Annotated in this window: 17 protein-coding genes; 13 read left to right on the top strand and 4 right to left on the bottom strand. The window is 73.2% G+C overall.

The window, feature by feature from the left end; all coding sequences use genetic code 11:
* Positions 1-176: 176 nt before the first annotated feature.
* Positions 177-1,220: a GlxA family transcriptional regulator gene (locus ACSNOK_RS15820; protein WP_436781308.1), complete on the top strand. Its 1,044-nt coding sequence runs from the start codon at positions 177-179 to the stop codon at positions 1,218-1,220.
* Positions 1,221-1,283: 63 nt separating this feature from the next.
* On the opposite strand, the gene ACSNOK_RS15815 is transcribed toward ACSNOK_RS15820, so the two are convergent.
* On the bottom strand, positions 1,284-4,016 hold the full coding sequence (locus ACSNOK_RS15815; RefSeq protein WP_436781307.1) for a polynucleotide kinase-phosphatase: 2,733 nt from the start codon (positions 4,014-4,016) through the stop codon (positions 1,284-1,286).
* Positions 4,013-5,587: a 3' terminal RNA ribose 2'-O-methyltransferase Hen1 gene (locus ACSNOK_RS15810; RefSeq protein ID WP_436781306.1), complete on the bottom strand. Its 1,575-nt coding sequence runs from the start codon at positions 5,585-5,587 to the stop codon at positions 4,013-4,015. Before ACSNOK_RS15810 ends, ACSNOK_RS15815 begins: the two co-directional genes overlap by 4 nt.
* A gap of 1,223 nt (positions 5,588-6,810) precedes the next feature.
* Here ACSNOK_RS15810 and ACSNOK_RS15805 point away from each other — a divergent pair.
* The 10 genes from ACSNOK_RS15805 (at position 6,811) to ACSNOK_RS15760 (ending at position 16,508) form a co-directional block, all read left to right on the top strand.
* A complete protein-coding gene (locus ACSNOK_RS15805) occupies positions 6,811-7,470 on the top strand; it encodes a response regulator transcription factor (protein ID WP_436781305.1) in 660 nt (219 codons plus the stop codon).
* Positions 7,471-7,811: 341 nt separating this feature from the next.
* A complete protein-coding gene (locus tag ACSNOK_RS15800; protein WP_436781304.1) occupies positions 7,812-9,395 on the top strand; it encodes an FAD-dependent monooxygenase in 1,584 nt (527 codons plus the stop codon).
* Positions 9,396-9,470: 75 nt separating this feature from the next.
* The gene (locus ACSNOK_RS15795) at positions 9,471-9,800 is read left to right on the top strand and encodes a TcmI family type II polyketide cyclase (protein WP_436781303.1); all 330 of its coding nucleotides are present in this window, start codon (positions 9,471-9,473) and stop codon (positions 9,798-9,800) included.
* Positions 9,801-9,867: 67 nt separating this feature from the next.
* Complete coding sequence (locus tag ACSNOK_RS15790) at positions 9,868-11,136, top strand: beta-ketoacyl-[acyl-carrier-protein] synthase family protein (protein ID WP_436781302.1); 1,269 nt, start codon at positions 9,868-9,870, stop codon at positions 11,134-11,136.
* Positions 11,133-12,365, top strand: a complete 1,233-nt coding sequence (locus ACSNOK_RS15785) for a ketosynthase chain-length factor (protein WP_436781301.1) — start codon at positions 11,133-11,135, stop codon at positions 12,363-12,365. The genes ACSNOK_RS15790 and ACSNOK_RS15785 overlap by 4 nt, the downstream gene beginning before the upstream one ends.
* 164 nt (positions 12,366-12,529) lie before the next feature.
* Complete coding sequence (locus ACSNOK_RS15780) at positions 12,530-12,796, top strand: acyl carrier protein (RefSeq protein WP_436781300.1); 267 nt, start codon at positions 12,530-12,532, stop codon at positions 12,794-12,796.
* 62 nt (positions 12,797-12,858) lie between these two features.
* Positions 12,859-13,647: a 3-oxoacyl-ACP reductase gene (locus ACSNOK_RS15775; protein ID WP_436781299.1), complete on the top strand. Its 789-nt coding sequence runs from the start codon at positions 12,859-12,861 to the stop codon at positions 13,645-13,647.
* A gap of 61 nt (positions 13,648-13,708) precedes the next feature.
* Positions 13,709-14,656, top strand: a complete 948-nt coding sequence (locus ACSNOK_RS15770) for an aromatase/cyclase (protein WP_436781298.1) — start codon at positions 13,709-13,711, stop codon at positions 14,654-14,656.
* A gap of 49 nt (positions 14,657-14,705) precedes the next feature.
* A complete protein-coding gene (locus ACSNOK_RS15765; RefSeq protein ID WP_436781297.1) occupies positions 14,706-16,196 on the top strand; it encodes an FAD-dependent monooxygenase in 1,491 nt (496 codons plus the stop codon).
* A gap of 87 nt (positions 16,197-16,283) precedes the next feature.
* A complete protein-coding gene (locus ACSNOK_RS15760) occupies positions 16,284-16,508 on the top strand; it encodes a hypothetical protein (RefSeq protein WP_436781296.1) in 225 nt (74 codons plus the stop codon).
* A 278-nt stretch (positions 16,509-16,786) separates the two neighbouring features.
* Here ACSNOK_RS15760 and ACSNOK_RS15755 read toward each other — a convergent pair whose 3' ends face one another.
* Together ACSNOK_RS15755 and ACSNOK_RS15750 are read right to left on the bottom strand one after the other, a co-directional pair.
* Positions 16,787-17,260 carry a hypothetical protein gene (locus tag ACSNOK_RS15755; RefSeq protein ID WP_436781295.1) on the bottom strand — a complete coding sequence of 158 codons (474 nt, stop codon included), beginning with the start codon at positions 17,258-17,260 and terminating at the stop codon, positions 16,787-16,789.
* A gap of 117 nt (positions 17,261-17,377) precedes the next feature.
* Positions 17,378-17,827 (bottom strand): hypothetical protein, encoded by a 450-nt coding sequence (locus tag ACSNOK_RS15750; protein WP_436781294.1) that lies wholly within the window; start codon positions 17,825-17,827, stop codon positions 17,378-17,380.
* A 94-nt stretch (positions 17,828-17,921) separates the two neighbouring features.
* On the opposite strand from ACSNOK_RS15750, the gene ACSNOK_RS15745 reads away from it, so the two are divergent.
* Positions 17,922-19,439 carry an MFS transporter gene (locus tag ACSNOK_RS15745; protein ID WP_436781293.1) on the top strand — a complete coding sequence of 506 codons (1,518 nt, stop codon included), beginning with the start codon at positions 17,922-17,924 and terminating at the stop codon, positions 19,437-19,439.
* A gap of 106 nt (positions 19,440-19,545) precedes the next feature.
* Complete coding sequence (locus tag ACSNOK_RS15740; protein WP_436781292.1) at positions 19,546-20,178, top strand: TetR family transcriptional regulator; 633 nt, start codon at positions 19,546-19,548, stop codon at positions 20,176-20,178.
* Positions 20,179-20,460 lie beyond the last annotated feature (282 nt).

Genomic DNA, 20,460 nt, shown 5'->3' with positions numbered 1-20,460 from the left:
CAAGTACGGTCTCGTTGGCTCGGAGATGTGAATAAGAGACAGGGATTCCTGAGGTGGTCGAGACGGGGGGTTCGGCGTCTTGGCGCTCTCCGGCAGGGACTTCATGCACCCCAGCATCGGGAGGGCGGCGTCCGGCCACGAGTGGCGGTAACGACAACGCCCGGTACATTACTGCCATGCCTTCCATCGCCGTGGCCGCCACCGACGGCATGCCGTTCTTCGAGTTGGCCATCCCCTGCCATGTGTTCGGCGCGGACATCTTCGGCCGGGGCGGTGTGCTGCGGTGGGGCGACACCGGCGGCGTGACCGGTCCGGGTGCGAACGAGAGCGGGCCGGGCGGCCGCGCCGCTCCCGAGGGCTGGTACGACCTGCGCGTCTGCGCGATCGGCACGGCGGAGGGCGACGCCCGCGCGCGCTCGTGGTTCCGCACCCGGACCCCGCACGGCGTCGACGACCTGGTCACCGCCGACACCGTCCTCGTCCCCGCCTCCGCCGACGTGTACGGCGACCCGCCGCCGGAGTTGGTGGACGCCGTGCGCGAGGCGCACCGGCGGGGCGCGCGGGTGGTGTCGCTGTGCTCGGGCGCGTTCACGCTCGCGGCCACGGGGCTGCTGGACGGCCGGACGGCGACCACGCACTGGGGGTACGCGCGGCTGCTCGGCGAGCGCTACCCGGCGGTGCGGGTGGACCCGTCGGTCCTCTACGTCGACCACGGCGACGTGGTCACCGGCGCGGGCTCGACCGCGAGCATCGACGTCTGCCTGCACCTCATCCGCCAGGACTTCGGCGTCGAGGCCGCGAACGCGGTGGCCCGGCAGCTCGTCGCGCCGGCCCACCGGCCGGGCGGCCAGGCCCAGTTCATCGAGGCGCCGCTGCCCGGGCGGACGGACGAGTCGCTGGCGCCCCTCCTGCACTGGGCCGCGCAGCGGCTCGCCGAGCCCCTGACCGTCACCGACCTGGCCCGCCAGGCGCACACCAGCCCGCGCACGCTGATGCGCCGCTTCCACGCGGCGACCGGTACGACGCCCATGCGGTGGCTCCAGGCCCAGCGCATCGCGCGGGCCCGGGAGTTGCTGGAGGCGAGCGACGCCTCCGTCGACCGCGTGGCCGAGCTCTGCGGCCTGGGTACGGCGGCCAACCTCCGCCGCCGCTTCACCAAGGCGGTGGGCGTGCCTCCGAACGACTACCGGAGGACGTTCCGGGCGCGGCGGGCGGCGTAGGGCCGGCTCCGTGGGGGCGGCCGTCCGCCGCGCCCCCTGGGGGACGGGCGGCAGCCGCCTCCCTCACAGCCGCGGGTCCACCGGCTCCGACTCCAGGGCCAGCACCGCGAACACCGCCTCGTGCACCCGCCACAGCGGCTCGCCGTCCGCCAGCCGGTCCAGGGCCTCCAGGCCCAGCGCGTACTCGCGGAGGGCCAGCGACCGCTTGTGGCCGAGGTGGCGGTCGCGGAGGCGGGTCAGGTTCTCCGGGCGGGTGTACTCGGGGCCGTAGACGATCCGGAGGTACTCCCGGCCGCGGCACTTGACGCCCGGCTGGACGAGCCCGCCGTCCTCCTTGCGGACGTACGACCCGGCGGGCTTGACCACCATGCCCTCGCCGCCGGCGGCCGTGAGGTCCAGCCACCACCGGACGCCGGCGGCCACGGACGCCTCGTCCTCCGTGTCGACGACGAGCCGGCGGGTGGGGGCCAGGACGCGGTTCGTCAACGGACGGCGGTGGCCGTCCGGCCGGTCGTCCGGCGCGGCGGCGGTCCCCTCGGCCTCGATCATCCGGTCGATCAGCGCCAGGTGCTCGTCGTGCGGCAGCCTGGCGAGCGTCCGCCCCTCGGCGGCGAGGACCTGGAACGGCGCGAGCCGGATACCGTCCAGGCCGTCCGTCCGGGTGGCGCCGGCGGGGCGCGGCGGCCCGTCCGGGGACGGCTCGCCGGGCCGGCCGCGCGCGGCGTCGCCGACGGGCCAGCAGTAGCGCCCGTACGCCTCCGCGAACGCCGCGCCGTCGGCCGCGCGTTCGCGCTGGCGGCCGAGCAGGGCGGTGACGTCGACGCCCCGGCCCGCCGCGGCCTCCAGCGCGGACAGCGCCGCGGGGAACACCTCGCGGGCGGCGGCGCCCACGGCGGCGTACTGGCCGCGGAGCAGCCCGCCCGCCTTCAGCGACCAGGGCATCAGCTCGGCGTCCAGCAGCAGCCAGTCCGTGGCCAGCTCCTGCCACAGCCCGGCGCCGTCGACGCTCCGCGCCACTCGCGCCAGCAGCCGGCGCGCGGTCTCCGGGTCGTCGAGGAACGGCCGTCCGGTGCGGGTGACGACCATGCCCGGGAGGCCCTCCGGCGTATGGAACCGCGCCCGGGCCGTCTCCGCGTCCCGGCAGACCAGGACCACCGCGCGCGAGCCCATGTGCTTCTCCTGGCAGACGACCCGCCGGACGCCCTCCGCGCGGTAGGCGGCGAACGCCTCGGCGGGGTGCTCCAGATAGCCCTCCTCGCGGGAGGTGGCGCAGGGCGCCATGGTCGGCGGCAGGTAGAGCAGGTGCCGCGGGTCCGCGGCGAAGCGGCTCATGACCTCCAGCGCGGCGGCGGCGTTCTCCTCCTTCACGGCGAGCCGGCCCAGGTGCCGGGTCTCCACCACGCGGCGGCCGGTGACGTCGGCGAGGTCGAGCGGCCGGCCGTCGGCGCCGCCCGGCGCGTCCTGGGCGAGCGGCTTGACCGGCTCGTACCAGACGCGTTCGGCGGGCACGTCCACCAGCTCCCGCTCGGGCCAGCGCAGCGCGGTCAGCCTGCCGCCGAAGACGGCGCCGGTGTCGAGGCAGATGGTGTTGTTGAGCCAGGTGGCGTTCGGGACGGGGGTGTGGCCGTAGACGACGGCGGCCCGGCCGCGGTAGTCCTCGGCCCAGGGGTAGCGCACGGGCAGGCCGAACTCGTCGGTCTCCCCCGTCGTGTCGCCGTACAGGGCGTGCGAGCGGACGCGTCCTGAGGTCCGGCCGTGGTACTTCTCGGGCAGACCGGCGTGGCAGACCACGAGCGCCCCGCCGTCCAGCACGTAGTGACTGACCAGCGACCGGATGAACGCGTGGACGCGCTCCACGAACTCCAGCTCCTCGGCGCCCAGTTGCCCGACCGTCTCGGCCAAGCCGTGGGTGTGCCGGACGGTACGGCCGGACAGATGGCGGCCGAGCTTGTTCTCGTGGTTGCCGGGGACGCACAGGGCGTGCCCGGCCTCGACCATGCCCATCGCCAGGCGCAGCACGCCGGGGCTGTCCGGGCCGCGGTCGACCAGGTCGCCGACGAACACGGCGGTCCGCCCCGCCGGGTGGACGGCGTCCACCGGGCGGCCCCGGTCGTCGCGCTCGATGCCGTAGCCGAGCCGGGTGAGCAGGCTCTCCAGCTCCGCGCGGCAGCCGTGGACGTCGCCGATGATGTCGAACGGGCCGGTGAGGTGGCGCAGGTCGTTGAAGCGGCGTTCGCGGACGACGCGGGCGGCCTCGACCTGTTCCGTTCCGCGCAGGACGTGCACCTTGCGGAACCCCTCGCGCTCCAGGTGTTTCACGGACCTCCGCAGTTCGCGCTGGTGGCGCTGGATGACGCGGCGCGGGAGCCCGGCCCGGTCGGGGCGGGCGGCGTTGCGGGCGGCGCAGACCTCCTCGGGGACGTCGAGGACGATCGCGACGGGCAGCACGTCGTGCTCGCGGGCGAGCCGGATCAGGCTCTTGCGCGCTTCGGACTGGACGTTGGTGGCGTCCACCACGGTGAGCCGCCCGGCGGCGAGCCGTTTGCCGGCGATGTAGTGCAGGACGTCGAAGGCGTCCGCGGTGGCCGCCTGGTCGTTGGCGTCGTCGCTGACCAGGCCCCGGCAGACGTCGGAGGAGAGGGTCTCGGTGGGCGCGAAGTGCCGGGCGGCGAAGGTGGACTTGCCCGATCCGGTGGCGCCGACGAGGACGACGAGGGAGAGGTCGGGGACGGCGAGGGCGCGGGCTTCCGCCTCCGGTGCGCCGGGCGGGGGCGGAGTGACGGCGGTGGCGCTCATACGGCCTTCGCCTCCTTCGGTGTCGGGGTGGGGTCGTTCTGCGGTGTCGGGGCTGGGGCGGGGACGGCGTCGGCCGTGCCGTCGGCCGTCGCGTGTGCGGCGGAGCGGCCTCCGGCGCCGCCTCCGTCACCGCTCGCGTCCCGCCGGAAGACGGCCATCTGGGTCGGCGGTCCCACCTCGGGGTCGTCGGGGCCCACCGGTCGGAAGCCGACCCGGTAGCCGTACCGCCCGGCCACCGCCTCCGCCCAGGCGCGGAACTCCTCGCGCGTCCACTCGAAGCGGTGGTCCGCGTGCCGTGACCGGCCGGCGGGCAGGGACTCCCAGCGGACGTTGTACTCCACGTTCGGCGTGGTGACGAGGACGGTCCCGGGCCGTGCCGCCCCGAACACCGCGTGCTCCAGGGCCGGCAGCCGCTCCGGGTCGACGTGCTCGACCACCTCGCTGAGGACGGCCGCGTCGTAGCCCGCCAGGCGCCGGTCCGTGTAGGCGAGGGACCCCTGGAGGAGGCGCACCCGGGCGGCCTGCCGCTCGTGCAGGTGCTCCAGGCGCAGCCGGCGCGCCGCGGCCCGGAGCGCGCGCACCGACACGTCGACTCCGACGACCTCCGTGAACCGGGGGTCCTTGAGCAGTTCCCCCACCAACTGGCCCTGGCCGCAGCCCAGGTCGAGCACCCGGGCGGCGCCGGCGGCACACAGGGCTTCGACGACGGCCTCGCGGCGCCGGACCGCCAGCGGCACCGGCTTCTCCTCGGTGTCCACCGACTCGTCCACGGCGTTGTCGAGCTCCTCCGGCTCCGCGTTCTCCGCCTCGGCGAGCCGGGCCAGGGCGAGCCGGTCGAGGGCGTCCCGGGCGAGGGACCGGCGGCGGGCCAGGAACCGGTCGGCGACCAGCCGCCGCTCGGGGTGGCCGGCCAGCCACCCCTCGCCGGAGCGGAGCAGCTTGTCCACCTCGTCCGGGGCGACCCAGTAGTGCTTGGCGTCGTCCAGCACCGGCAGCAGCACGTAGAGCTGCCGCAGTGCGTCGGCGAGCGGCTGCTCGCCCTCCAGCACCAGCGCGACGTACCGGGAGTCCCCCCACTCCGGGAACCGTTCGTCCAACGGCAGCGGCCGTGCCGTGACCGTCCAGCCGAGCGGCGCGAAGAGGCGCTCCACCAGCGCGGCCCCGCCGCGCGCGGGAACGACGGGCAGCTCGATCCGCAACGGGAGGCGCCGGAGCGGGAGTTCGGGGCGTGCGGCGCACTTCCCCTTCATCGCGCTGGAGAAGACGGCGCCGAGGGCGACGGCCAGCAGGGAAGACGCGGCGTAGGGCCGGTCGTTGACGTACCGGGCCGACGCCGTGTCCGGCGCGCCCCCGCGCCCCTTGCCGGCGCCGCGCCGCACGAGCGCCACGGGGTCCACCTCCAGCAGCAGTGCCGCCGTGCAACGCTCCGCCGTGGCCTCGGGGTAGAAGACGTGCGCGGTGCCGTGCGAGGTCGGGAACCGCTGCGCGCGCTCGGGGTGCTTGTGCAGCAGGAAGCCCAGGTCGGTCGCGGGAATGCCGTCATGGCCGGTGGTGCTGATGGTGAGGAACACGGTTCGAGTATCGCCGGGGAGCCGCTTCCTTCCCCACCGGTTTTCCGACCGGCGGAGCGGGCCGCTCCCGCTGGGGCTGCGGACCGCACCGGGTGGGCGCGGTGCGTTCGTTCCGCGACCGGGACGAGGGGAAACCACGGCAAAGCCCCCGCATTGCCCGCTTTTCGTTTTCGGGGCGAGGAAAGGGGCTTTGTGAGCGAATAGCGGAGAACAGCCGGACAAACAGCGGCACTTCCAGTAAAGCGGGAGACGGTAGAACGATTGTTCTTGCCCGCCGGGACCCGCCTGGTTACTATGACTCCCTACTCGTCAGGCACGGGGGTAAGAGGCATGGCTGGGTACGAGTTCTCGGGATGCGCGGCGCCGATATCGCTCGCCGCACGGCCCCCAAGATCGCAGTGTGGTACGGCCGGGCCCGCCGACGAAGCACGGGCCTAGCGATCTCCGATTCCGTTCCGCAGCAGGTCGGCAGGGGGAGTCCTCGGTGCGAGTTCGCCGATTCCAGGGAAGACGCCGGCGCGGCGTTTCCGGCTTACGCCGGATCCACTTATACGACGTTCGCTCACGCGACGTCCGTTCACTCACGCCCGGTTTCCGCGGCACCGGCTCCCACGGCATCGGCCCTCGGAGAGCCGGCCGCGGGACGGGCGTGCCCGGCCTCGGCCTGAGCCGTCCCGCCGGCGCGCCACGCGTCCGGCGGAGCGTCAATCCTCCCCGGCACCCCGCCGTTCCGCCCGGGTGCGCCGAAGCGCGTACGGGGCGGGAGCCGCCCGACTCCGCGCGCGGCCATGGCGCTTGCCCCGCACCGGCCCTCCCCGCGGACCCGGGCCCGCGGCCATGCCCATGCTCGCGTCCGGGCCTGGGCCCGCACCTGTGCCCGTACCTGCGCCTGTGCCCTTGAATTCACCTCGCCGACCCGTCGCGCATACCACGCATTCCCCTTCGGCGGGCTTCGCGGCGAACGCCGCCGACGCGGAAACCAGCACTCCGCCCTGTTTCGCGGATTAAGGCCCGCCATTACTCCGGATAACGGACGCCGCGCCCTGCGGCGGAGCGTCCGGATTCCGGTCGCTTTCCCGTCCCATTGGGTCGCCGCACAGGCCTGCCCGGGCCACGAAAGCTTACTCGCACGTTCATTGTGATTCGGTACACAATGCACTTGGACGGCCCGGCCGCGCTGTTACGATTCAACTACCTGTTGGAACAGCGCTCGGGGGGCGCCAATGCATGTGCTAGTGGTGGCAGGAGATACATCCGTGGGCGAATCTCTCGCCCACAACCTGCGTCGGCAGGGATACGAAACCCGCAATGTGGGCACAGCACAGGAAGCGCTGGCCACATATCCTGCGGCCGATCTGGTGCTCACCGACCTGGAACTGCCCGATCTCGACGGCCTGGAAGTCTGCCGGAGCATTCGGGCCGCCAGCGAGACGCCCATCATCGCCGTATCCTCCAGGGGAACGGAACTGGATTGTGTACTGGGCCTGCGAGCCGGTGCCGACGATTACGTGGTGCGGCCGTACGGATTCCAGGAACTCGCCGCCCGTATCGAAGCGGTCATGCGGCGCGCCCGCCCGGCACAACCGGCCGACAAAACCGTTTTCTACGGTCCTCTCGAAATCGACCCGGGAGCCCGTGAAATCCGCCTGGACGGAGATGTCGTCAACGTCACCAGAAAAGAATTCGACCTGCTTCTGCTGCTGGTCTCCAAGCCGGACACCGTGGTGTCGCGCCGGGAGATCATGTCGAAGGTCTGGGACGACAACTGGAGCCGGTCCGGCCGCACGATCGACACCCACGTCAGCAGCCTGCGGAACAAGTTGGGCTCCGCTTCCTGGATCGTCACCGTGCGCGGCGTCGGCTTCCGCATCGGCCGCCCCTAGCGGCGCCCGCCGGCCGTAGCGCCGCGCACGGGTCGTCGGACCGCACCCACTCATGGGCCCCCGAAACCGGGGGCCCATGACGTTTTTCCGGGACGGTCGCGGGCCGGCCGCCCGGCCCGCCGGGGCGCTCCCGCACAGCGCCTCCCACGACGCCGCCACGAGCGACTTTGAAGTCCTCTGACATGACCCTTGCGTTCCTCTGAAGAATTGACGTTCCCCTGAAGTAAGTTCACAGAGGTCTTGAACAGGACGCGTTGACGCCCACCCCCCGCAAAGCAGAAGCTGGAACCCGCCAAAAGCGTCACCGCACGAAATCGCACAGAGTCGAGGGGGGAGGGTTCGTGGCAGCCGAGAAAAGGCCCACGGACACCGCGGTCCTGATTGCGGGAGCCGGTCCGGCAGGACTCGTGCTGGCCGGGGAACTCCGGCTGGCCGGAGTGGACTGCGTACTGGTGGACCGCCTTCCCGAGCCCAGCGGAGAATCCCGCGGACTGGGATTCAATGCACGTACCATGGAGATATTCGACCAGCGCGGGATCCTCCCGTTGTTCGGCGATCTCACCACCACGCGCGCCGGTCATTTCGGCGGGCTCCCCCTGGATTTCGGCGTCCTCGACGGCGGCCATTTCGGGGTGCAGGGCATCCCCCAGTCCCGCACCGAGGAAGTGCTCACCACATGGGTTTCCGGGCTGGGGGCCGACATCCGGCGCGGCTGGGAACTCGTCGGCCTCACCGACGACGGCGCGGGCGTCGACGTCCTCCTCCGCACCCCGGACGGCGAACGCCGGCTGCGGGCCTCCTACGTGGTCGGGTGCGACGGCGGCCGGAGCACCGTACGGCGGCTGGCCGGCTTCGCGTTCCCCGGCACGGCGGCGACCCTGGAGCTGCTCCTGGCGGACGTGACCGGAGTCGACATCCGGCCGCGGCCCGACGGCCCGTCCGTCCCCGGCGGGATGGCCATGTGGGCCCCCCTGGGCGGGGGCGTCGTCCGCGTCATCATGTGCGAGCGCGCCGCGTCCCCGCGCCGCCGCACCGAACCCCCGGGCTTCGACGAGGTGGCCGCCACCTGGCAGCGCCTCACCGGCGAGGACATCGGCGACGCCACGCCGCGGTGGGTCAGTTCGTTCGGCGACGCGACGCGGCAGGCCGCCGAGTACCGCCGGGGCCGGGTGCTGCTCGCCGGCGACGCCGCCCACATCCACCTGCCCGCCGGCGGCCAAGGGCTCAACGTCAGCGTCCAGGACGCCGTCAACCTGGGCTGGAAGCTCGCCGCCGAGGTTCAGGGCCGGGCACCGGAAGGGCTGCTGGACACCTACCACTCCGAGCGGCACCCGGTGGGCGCCCGGCTGCTGCTGAACACCAGGGCGCAGGGTCTGCTCATGCTCGGCGGGGACGCCGTGCGGCCGTTGCGGGACGTGCTCGGCGAACTCCTCCGGTACGAGGCCGTCGGCAGGCACCTGGCCGGCATGGTCAGCGGTCTGGACGTACGGTACGCGGCCGGGCCCGACGACCACCCCCTGGTGGGCCGGCGGATGCCGGACACGGAGCTCGTCACCGCCGAGGGACCCTGCCGTACCGCCGAGTTGCTCCGCGCGGCGCGGGGCGTGCTGCTGGACCTGTCCGACGACGCCGGGCTCCGGGCCGCGGCGGCCGGGTGGGCGGACCGGGTGGACGTCGTCACGGCCAAGGCAGGCCCGTCCGGCCCGCGCGACTCGTCCGCCCCGTCCCCCTCATCCGGATCGTCCCGTCCGGAGAGCCCCGACGCCCCCGACGCCCCGGACGACCCGCTCGCCGGCGCCGCCGCCGTACTGCTCCGCCCCGACGGCCACGTGGCCTGGGCCGCCCCCGGTCCCGGCGCCGACGGCCTGCCCGAGGCGCTGCGGCGCTGGTTCGGCGCGCCCCGGCCACCGGCCGGAGACCACTGACCACCCCGGGGCGGCCCCACCGCCGCGGCGGCCCTCTCCCCTACCCCCACAGCACGGAACCAGGAAGGAAGCGGGATGCACAGCACCCTGATCGTGGCGCGCATGGCGCCGGAGTCGGCCGACGAAGTCGCGCGCCTCTTCGGCGAGTTCGACAAGACCGAGATGCCCGGACTGATGGGCACGCGCCGCCGGCAGCTCTTCTCGTACCAGGGCCTCTACTTCCACCTCCAGGACTTCGACTCCGACAACGGTGGCGAGAGCATCGAGCAGGCCCGCACGCACCCGCTGTTCGTGAACATCAGCGAGGACCTGAAGGCCCACATCGGCGCCTACGACCCGGACACCTGGCGGTCGCCGTCCGACGCCATGGCGCGGCGCTTCTACCACTGGGCGCAGAACTCATGACCGGTCCCGCGCGTCGGCGGCCGGAAGCACATCGCATACACGAGTTCCCTGAACGGAGGCTGGGCCAGTGGCACGCCGGGTGGTGATCACCGGGATAGGCGTCGTGGCGCCGGGTGGGGTCGGCGTCAAGAACTTCTGGAGCCTGCTCAGCGAGGGCAGGACGGCGACGGGGAAGCTCTCGTCGTTCGACGCGTCGCCCTTCCGCTCCCGCGTGGCCGCGGAGGTCGACTTCGACCCGGAGCTGCACGGCCTGACGCCGCAGCAGATCCGCCGCGCCGACCGGGCGACGCAGTTCGCCATGGTGGCCGCGCGCGAGGCGGTCGAGGGCAGCGGGCTGAACCTGCCGGACCTCGACCCGACCAGGACGGGCGTGACCATCGGCAGCGCGGTCGGCTGCACCATGGGGCTGGAGGAGGAGTACCGCGTCGTCAGCGACAACGGCCGCAAGTGGCTGGTCGATCACGAGTACGCGGTGCCGCACCTCTACAACCACATGGTCCCCAGCTCGATCGCGGCCGAGGTGGCCTGGCAGGTCGGCGGCGAGGGTCCCACCACGGTGGTGTCCACCGGGTGCACCTCCGGTCTGGACTCCGTCGGGTACGCCCGCGATCTGATCGCGGAGGGGTCGGCCGACATCATGGTGGCCGGCGCCACCGACGCCCCGATCTCGCCGATCACGGTCGCCTGTTTCGACGCCATCAAGGCGACGACGCCGCGCAACGACGATCCCGAGCACGCCTCGCGGCCGTTCGACAACAGCCGCAACGGCTTCGTCCTCGGCGAGGGCTCCGCCGTCTTCGTCCTGGAGGAGCTGGAGTCGGCGCGCCGGCGGGGTGCCCACATCCACGCCGAGATCGCCGGTTTCGCCTCCCGGTGCAACGCCTTCCACATGACCGGGCTGCGGCCGGACGGCCGCGAGATGGCCGAGGCCATCCGTACGGCCGTCGGCGAGGCGCGGATGAACCCCGAGGACATCGACTACATCAACGCCCACGGCTCGGGCACCCGGCAGAACGACCGGCACGAGACCGCCGCGTTCAAGAGCAGCCTCGGCGACCACGCCTACCGGACGCCGGTCAGCTCCATCAAGTCCATGATCGGACACTCGCTCGGGGCCATCGGTTCCATCGAGATCGCGGCGTCCGTGCTGGCCATGGAGAACAACGTGGTCCCGCCCACCGCCAACCTGCACGACCCGGACCCCGAGTGCGACCTGGACTACGTGCCGCTGACCGCGCGCGACCACCGCACCGACACCGTGCTCACGGTGGGCAGCGGTTTCGGCGGGTTCCAGAGCGCGATGGTGCTGACCGCCCCGGAGAGGAGGGCCGCATGACCGCCCCGGTGGTGGTGACCGGTCTCGGCGTCACGGCGCCCAACGGACTGGGAACGGCGGACTACTGGTCCGCCACCCTCGAAGGACGCTCCGGCATCGGGCCCGTCACCCGCTTCGACGCCGGCAAGTACCCCACCCGGCTGGCCGGCGAGGTGCCCGGCTTCGAGGCCGAGCGGCACCTGCCCGGCCGGCTGCTGCCGCAGACCGACCACATGACGCGGCTGGCCCTCGTCGCCGCCGACTGGGCCCTGGAGGACGCGGGGGTGGTCCCGTCCGAACTCCCCGAGTTCGACATGGGCGTGGTGACCGCCAGCTCCTCCGGCGGCTTCGAGTTCGGCCAGCGGGAGCTGCAGAACCTGTGGAGCAAGGGCGGCCAGTACGTCAGCGCCTACCAGTCCTTCGCCTGGTTCTACGCCGTCAACAGCGGCCAGATCTCCATCCGGAACGGCATGCGCGGCCCGAGCGGCGTCGTGGTCAGCGACCAGGCGGGCGGGCTGGACGCCGTCGCGCAGGCGCGCCGGCAGATCCGCAAGGGCGTCGGCCTGATCGTGTCCGGCGGCGTGGACGGATCCGTCTGCCCGTGGGGCTGGGTGCCGCAGCTCGCGACGGGCCGGCTCAGCACGGCCGACGCCCCGGACCGGGCCTACCTGCCCTTCGACGAGGCCGCCGCCGGCCACGTCCCGGGCGAGGGCGGCGCGATCCTCGTCCTGGAGGACGCGGAGGCGGCACGGCGGCGCGGCGCGGCCCACGTCTACGGAGAGATCGCCGGCTACGGCGCGACCTTCGACCCCCGGCCGGGCAGCGACCGCGAACCCGGGCTGCGCAGGGCGATCGACGTGGCGCTGGCCGACGCCGGCATGGCGCCCTCGGACATCGACGTCGTCTTCGCCGACGCCGCCGGCACGGTCGAGCTGGACCGTGTCGAGGCCGACGCGATCAACGCGGTCTTCGGGCCGCGCGGCGTCCCGGTCACCGCGCCGAAGACCATGACGGGCCGGCTGCACTCCGGCGGCGCTCCGCTCGACCTGACGGCGGCGCTGCTGTCCATCCGGGACGGCGTGATCCCGCCGACCGTCAATGTGACGGCCGCGCCCGGTTACGGCCTCGACCTGGTGACCGGGGCGGCGCGGGAGACGCCGGTCGCCTCGGCGCTGGTGCTCGCCCGCGGCGTCGGCGGGTTCAACTCCGCCGTCGTCGTACGCGCCGCCCGGCCGGACCGAACCGCCTGACCGATCCGCCCGTTTGACCCGTTCGACCCACTTGACCCGCTTGATCCGTACGACCCGCCCGACGGCGGTCGTCCGGCCCACCGGACGACCGCCGCGGCGGGGCCCGGGGAGGCCCACCGCCCGGTGGCCGCCCCGGCACGACAGCGAACCGAGAAAGGCCGGCCATGACCCAGACCACCTTCACCGTCGACGACCTCAAGCGCATCCTGCGGGAGGGCGCCGGGGCGGACAGCGGCAGCGCGCTCGACGGCGACATCACCGACGTCAGCTTCGAGGACCTCGGCTACGACTCCCTGGCGCTGCTGGAGACGAGCACCCGCATCGAGCGCGAGTTCCACCTGCCCGGTGACGACGACGCGCTGATCACGGCCAAGACGCCGCGCGAACTCGTCGACCTGGTGAACGCCCGGCTCGCCGCCTCCGCGGCCTGACACCACCCGCAGCCCACGCAGCCCCCGCACCCCCCGCGGCCACGGAAACCCACGGAGAAGACATGTCCCAGCACGAACAGCAGCGGGTCGCCCTCGTCACCGGCGCCACCAGCGGAATCGGCCTCGCCGTCACCCGGGCCCTGGCGGAGCGGGGGCACCGGGTGTTCCTCTGCGCCCGCAACGCCGAGAGCGTGGCCTCGACCGTCAAGGAGCTCCGCGCGGAGGGCCTCGACGTCGACGGCACCGCGTGCGACGTCCGCTCGGCCGAGGACGTCACGGCGTTCGTCCGGGCGGCGGTCGACCGCTTCGGCACGGTGGACGTCCTGGTGAACAACGCCGGCCGCAGCGGGGGCGGCGTCACCGCCGACATCGCCGACGACCTCTGGTTCGACGTCATCGACACCAACCTCAACAGCGTCTTCCGGATGACGCGCGAGGTGCTCAACACCGGTGGCATGCGGCACAAGGACCGCGGCCGCATCATCAACATCGCCTCCACCGCCGGCAAGCAGGGCGTGGTCCTCGGCGCCCCGTACTCGGCCTCCAAGCACGGCGTCGTGGGCTTCACCAAGGCCCTCGGCAACGAGCTGGCGCCCACCGGCATCACCGTGAACGCCGTCTGCCCCGGCTACGTCGAGACGCCGATGGCCCAGCGCGTCCGCCAGGGCTACGCGGCGGCCTACGAGACCAGCGAGGAGGCCATCCTGGAGAAGTTCCAGGCCAAGATCCCGCTGGGCCGCTACTCCACCCCGGAGGAGGTCGCCGGCATGGTCGCCTACCTGGCCTCCGACACCGCCGCTTCCGTCACCGCGCAGGCCATCAACGTCTGCGGCGGCCTCGGCAACTTCTGAGCACACCCGCGACCGGCGGGCGCCGGGACGCGTAGGAACCCGACCGAGCAAGGAGAAGAGCATGACGCAGCCGGAGTCCCGCGAGGTCGAGCACGAGATCACGGTGCTCGCGCCGGCCGCTGCCGTCTACCGTCTGATCGCCGAGGTGGAGAACTGGCCGCGGATCTTCCCGCCGACGGTGCACGTCGAGCACCTGGAGCGCGGCGAGCGGGAGGAGCGCATCCGGATCTGGGCCACCGCCCAGGGCGAGGCGAAGAGCTGGACGTCCCGCCGCACCCTGGACGCGTCCGCGCTCCGCGTCGACTTCCGCCAGGAGGTCTCCACGCCGCCCGTGGGCGCGATGGGCGGTGCCTGGATCATCGAGCCGCTGGGGGAGAACGAGTCGCGGGTGCGGCTGCTGCACGACTACCGGGCCGTGGACGACGACCCGGCGAAGCTGGAGTGGATCGACCAGGCCGTCGACCGCAACAGCCGTTCCGAACTGGCCTCCCTGAAGGCCAACGTCGAGGCGGCGGTGGGCGGCGGGGAGGACCTGCTGCTCTCCTTCGAGGACACCGTGCGGATCGACGGCTCGGTCAAGGACGTCTACGACTTCCTCAACGAGGCCGACCGGTGGTCGGAGCGCCTGCCGCACGTCGCCCGGGTCGGGCTGACCGAGGACACGCCCGGCCTCCAGCTGCTGGAGATGGACACCCGCACCAAGGACGGGTCCACGCACACCACCCGGTCGGTGCGGGTGTGCTTCCCGCACGACCGGATCGTCTACAAGCAGATCGTGCTGCCGGCCCTCATGACCCTGCACACCGGGTACTGGCGGCTGGAGGAGCGGGACGGCGGCGTCGACGCGACATCCCAGCACACGGTGGTGATCAACACCGAGAACATCACCAAGGTGCTGGGCGCCGACGCCGGCCTGGAGGACGCGCGCCGGTTCGTCCGCACCGCCCTGAGCACCAACAGCACGGCCACCCTCGGCCACGCCAAGGCGTACGCCGAGGCGCGGAGCTGAGACGGCGTACCGAGCCGGACGGAACACGCGGAGCGAGGAAGAGGGAAGCATGGCGGGCGAGTTCGTGGAAACCCAGGTCGTCGTGGTCGGCGCGGGCCCGGTGGGGCTGCTGCTCGCCGGTGAACTGCGGCTCGGCGGCGCGGACGTGGTGGTACTGGAGCGGCTGGCCGAGCCCACCACCGAGTCCCGGGCCTCCACGCTGCACGCCCGCACCATGGAACTCCTCGACCAGCGCGGGCTGCTGGGCCCGCTGGGGACGCCGCCGAACGACGCCATGAGCCACTTCGGCGGCATCCCCCTCGACCTGGGCGGGCTCGACACCGCCTACCCGGGCCAGTGGAAGGTCCCCCAGGCCCGCACCGAGGAGCTCCTCCGGGAGTGGGCGGTGGGCCTGGGGGCCGAGGTACGCCGCGGCCACGAGGTGCGGGGCGTCACCGAGGCGGACGGGTACGTCGAGGCGGAGGCCGCCGGTCCCGCCGGCCCGGTCCGGGTCAGGGCGTCCTACCTCGTCGGGTGCGACGGCGAGGACAGTACGGTGCGCCGGCTGGCCGGGATCGGTTTCCCCGGCACGGACGCGACGAGGGAACTCCTCCGCGCGGACGTCCTCGGCGTCGACGTACGCGACCGGCGCTTCGAACGGCTCCCGGGCGGGCTCGCCATCGCGGCGACGCGGAACGGCGTCACCCGCGTCATGGTGCACGAGTTCGGCCAGGCCGCCGTCCGGCGGTCCGCCGCACCGGAGTTCGCGGAGGTGGCCGCCGTCTGGCGGCGGGTCACCGGCGAGGACATCAGCGGCGGCACACCCACATGGGTGAACGCCTTCGGCGACACCTGCCGGCAGGCGAGCACCTACCGCGCGGGCCGGATCCTGCTGGCCGGCGACGCCGCCCACGCGCAGATGCCGGTGGGCGGGCAGGCGCTCAACCTCGGCCTGCAGGACGCGGCCAACCTCGGCTGGAAACTGGCCGCCGAGCTGCGCGGCCACGCGCCGAAGGGGCTGCTCGACACCTACGACGCCGAACGGCGCGCCGTGGGCGCCCGCGTCCTCACCAACATCCGGGCCCAGGCGCTGCTGCTGCTCGGCGGCCCGGAAGTGGAGGCCCTGCGGACGGTCCTCGGCGAGCAGCTCGCCTACGCGGAGGTCCGCCGGCACCTCGGCGGCATGATCAGCGGTCTGGACGTCCGGTACGACGTGGGCGGCGCCGGTGCCGACGGCGACGCGCGGCTCGCGGCGACGCCGCTGGGAGCGCGGCTGCCGCACCTGCGGCTGATCACCGAGGACGGTCCGGTCACGTCCGCCGAGCTGCTCCGGAGCGGCCGGGGACTGCTGCTGGACCTGTCCCCCGGGGACGCGGAGGTCGCGGCCTCGGCCGCGGGCCGGGTGGACGTCGTCGGCGCCCGGACCGAACCGGGCTTCCCGGCACCGGAGTTCACCGCCGCCCTGATCCGGCCGGACGGCTACGTCGTGTGGACGGACCCGGGCCCCGAAGGGCTGACGGCGGCGCTGGACCGCTGGTTCGGCCCGCCGGAGCGCGGCTGACGGGCGGACCGCCCGCCCGTCCCCGCGCGACCACCCCAACTCAGCGCAACGACACGCACCATGAGAGCGACGGGGGAAGGAAGCATCGTGAAGAGGCACATCGAACATCCCCAGGCACGGGCGGAAGCCGTCCGGTCCGAGGACCTGGCCGACACCACGGTGGCGGGGCTGGTCGCCCGGGCGTTCGCCGTGGCGGGCCGCCCGGCGGTTCCGCCCCGGCACGGTCCGGGGCGGCGGGACGTCCGCGCGGTCCGGTCGCACTCCGCGGAGCAACCGCCGAAGTCCGCCGGTGCGGGCGGACGGTGGACCTGAGAAGTGCGGTTCCGGGAGGCGTGAAGTCCGGGAGCGCGCCCAGGGCATCCGCCTCCGAGGGCCCCGAGCCGTTCGGCCGGCCGGCCCCGTCGCCAGCGGCGCGGGGCCGGCCGGCCGTCGCGCGTATCAACGCACTGCGGGGCCGGGGGTGGGGCCGGTTCGACGACCGCGTCCCGTCGCCGCTCCTCGGCCGCCTTGCGGCGCGGCGCGGTTCGATGGGACCCCGTCCGCGAGCGCGTTACGAGGCCCCACCGGCACGCCGCCTACGTCGCGCGAGGTCAGGCGCTCACCGGGGCGACGGTTCCCCCGCGCCGGAACGCCGCGGCGGTCACCAGCGCCGCCAGGACGACGGGTGCCACGGCGATCCCCGCGTTGTCCGGACGGGCGGCCATCAGGAAGGTGGCGCCCATCGTGAAAGCGGGCGTCCCCCACTGGACGGCGGCGAGGCCGGCGGTCGTCCGCGGCCGCTCCGGGGTGGTCGCGCGCAGCGCGCGCAGGGTCCAGAACGCCGCCGCGATAATGATCACACAGGAGAACACACCGGCGCCGACCCACGGCCCGCCGCGGAAACCGCGGCCCAGGAGGGCGCCGCCCGTCACGGCCACGACGACCGTCACCACCGGGATGGCGGCGACGACCGTCGTCGAGACATGAGGACGGGCCTCTCCCGGATCGTCCACCAGCCGCCGCAGGCGGGCGAGTTCGGCGCTCTGGACGCCCAGCAGAACGGTCAGGCCCAGCGCGAGCGTCACGTGCAGGGCCAGGAGTGCGGTATCGATGGTGTTCCCCTCAATGCGGATGGGACGGCGCCACCCTCGGGGGTGGGTGGCGCCGTCCCCGTTCTCAGGCGCGAGCGTGGGCCGCGGCCGCTACTTGTGGCAGCCGGGCGCCGAAACGCTCTTGCGGGTGGCCTCGGTGGTGGCCGCGGTCGTGCCGACCTGGTTGCCGGCCGCGTCGTAGATCTTCGACACGCCGGAGCTGGTGAACTTCGGACCGTTCTGGATCGCGTCCTGGTCGATGGAGACCCAACCGCTCATCCCGGAACCGTCCTTGAACGTTTCCTTGATGGTGTACGTGAACTTCCGGGGACCGGTCTTCACCCACTCGCCGCGCCCGACGCTCACCGGCGTCTCCAGGCAGACGGCGCCGTCCTTGCCGAAGGAGACGTCCATCGGGCTGGACTGGTCGTTGAACTTCACCGTGCCGGACCACACGCCCACCGGGCTGGTGGAGCACTCGGTCTCGGCACCGGCCACACCGGTGGAGGCGGCGAACGCCAGCAGAGCACCCGCGATCACAGCGGAGTATTTGGTGTTCATGACACCACGCTAGATGACCTCCAGAGAAAAAACAACGCTTGTACACTTTCTTGGGGCCGCCCTCGCGGTCCTTCCGTCACGTGCTGGAGAACCCATGTCTAGCGACAGCCCCACCACCACGGCCCCCCGATCCACCCAGCCCTCAACCTCGGTGCGCCACCCGGGACTTGCCCTGGCCGTCATCGCCTCCGCGCAGCTGATACTCGTGCTCGACAACACGATCATGAACATCGCGCTGCCCAGCATCCAGACCGACCTCGACATCTCGTCCTCGAACCTCGCCTGGGTCGTCAACGCCTACGCCCTGGCCTTCGGCGGCCTGATGCTGCTCGGCGGGCGGGCCGGCGACCTCTACGGCCGCCGCCGGGTCTTCCGGTTCGGTCTCGCCGTCTTCACCCTCGCCTCCCTGCTCGGCGGCCTCGCCCCCAACGAGGCCACACTGCTGGGCGCGCGCGTGCTCCAGGGCGTCGGCGCCGCCATCGCCTCGCCGACGGCGCTGTCCCTGATCGCCACGACCTTCCCCGAAGGCAAGGAACGCAACCGGGCGTTGGGCGTCTACGCCGCCATGGCGGGCGTCGGCTCGGCCCTCGGGCTCATGCTCGGCGGCGTGCTCACCGACTACCTCAACTGGCGGTGGGTCCTCTTCGTCAACGTCCCGATCGGGCTCCTCGTCGTCCTCGGCACCAGGTTCCTGGGCGAGGCCAACCGGGACAACGGCCGCCTGGACGTCCCCGGCGCGATCACCGCCACCGCCGGCATGGTCTCCCTCGTCTACGCCATCACCCGCGGCGGCGAGGACGGCTGGACCGACGGCATCACCATCGCGTTCTTCGTCGCCGCCGCCGTCCTGCTGGGCGTCTTCCTGCTCACCCAGACCCGCGTCGCCGAACCGATGATGCCGCTGCGCCTGCTGCGGGACCGCAACCGCGCCGGCTCGTACGCCACCATGCTGCTCGTCGGCGTCGGCATGTTCTCCACCTTCTACTTCCTCACGCTGTACATGCAGCAGATCCTCAACTACAGCCCGGTCAAGACCGGTTTCGCCTACCTGCCCTTCACCTTCGGCATGGGCGTCTCGGCGGGCTTCCTCGGCGCCAAGCTCGTCGCCTTCGTCCCGCCGCGGGCCGTCGTCGCGCCCGGCGCGCTGATCGGGGCGGGCGGGCTGCTCTGGTTCAGCACCCTGGACGCGTCGTCCTCCTACACCACCCATCTGATGCCGGCCATGTTCGTCACCTCGCTGGGGCTGGGGCTGTGCCTGGTGCCGCTGACCCTGGGCGCGGTGCGCGGCGTCGGCGAGCACGACGCGGGCATCGCCTCCGGGCTCCTCGACGCCTCCCAGCAGGTCGGCGGGGCCCTCGGCCTCGCGGCGCTGTCCACCGTCGCCACCACGGTCTCCGACGACAAGCTGCCGCACGCGAGCGCCGCGTTCTTCCAGGGCATCACCGAGCACGACTTCGGGCTCGTCGAGCGCGCGAAGATCGCCCTCACCGACGGCTACACGGCCTCCTTCACGGCGGGCTCCCTGGTGCTGCTCGGCGCGGCGCTGATCGTGGTACTGGCGGTCAACGCCAAGAAGCCGCGGCCCGACGAGATCCACCCGCCCGTGGCCTGACGGACGCCCCGCCGGCCGGGACCACCGCCCGCCATGGCCGCCGCACCGCCCCGGGGCGGTGCGGCACGCCAGTACCATGCAGAGCGGAAAGCGGAAGGAGACCGAGATGACCAGCGCCGACGTGGCGTTCCCGACATCCGGTGAGGACCGGCCGGACGACGGCCCCGAGGGCACCGGCCGGCCCGAACGCAAGGGTGAACGCACCCGTCGGCGCATCCTCCAGGCGGCCCGCGGCCAGTTCGCCCGGCTCGGTTACGAGCGCGCCACCATCCGCGGCATCGCGGCCGCCGCCGAGGTGGACAAGTCGTCGGTCATCAACTACTTCGGCACCAAGCAGGCGCTGTTCCGCGAGGCCGTCCACTTCTCCATCCCCATCGACGAACTGACCACCGACGACCCCAGCCGCACCGTCGAGAACTACCTGCGGGGCATGCTGGGCACCTGGGCGGCGGACCCCGACAGCCCCATGGCCGTCCTCATGCGCGCCAGCATGACCAGCGACGAGGCGGCCGAGCTCCTGCGCCGCCACGTCACCGCCGAGGCGGTGGACCAGGTCGCCGCCAACATGGACGCGCCCGACGCCCGGCTGCGGGCGGGGCTGTTCGCGGCGATCATGATGGGCATCGCCACCCAGCGCTACGTCCTCTGCCTGCCCGACGTCGCCGAGGCCGACCTGGAAGACGTCCTGCGCATCGCCACCCCGGTCGTCCGCAGCCTGATCGCACCGACGGAACCGTAGCGGGGCAACGACCCATGGCCTGCTGACCGTCGACCGCTGACCGCTGCCCACGGACCGCTGCCCGCTGCCCGCTGCCCGCTGCCCGCTGCCCGCTGCCCGCTGCCCGCTGCCCGCCGCTATCGGCCCACGGCGGAGTTTCCCTGCGAACCCCGCCGACGCCGTACGCCCTGCCAGTTGGCTCCGTACACCCCGCCTTCCGACGCCGTATCCCGCCCGGCGGCTTCGCCTGCCCTACCGCCTTCGTCAACCCCGCCGGCCTTACCTTTTCCCTCCCCTCTCCCC

Origin of the sequence: Streptomyces sp. URMC 126 (assembly GCF_051386555.1) — a bacterium.
GTDB lineage: Bacteria > Actinomycetota > Actinomycetes > Streptomycetales > Streptomycetaceae > Streptomyces.
Note: the sequence above shows the minus strand (reverse complement) of the source record. Positions and strands in the feature narration are given on the sequence as shown.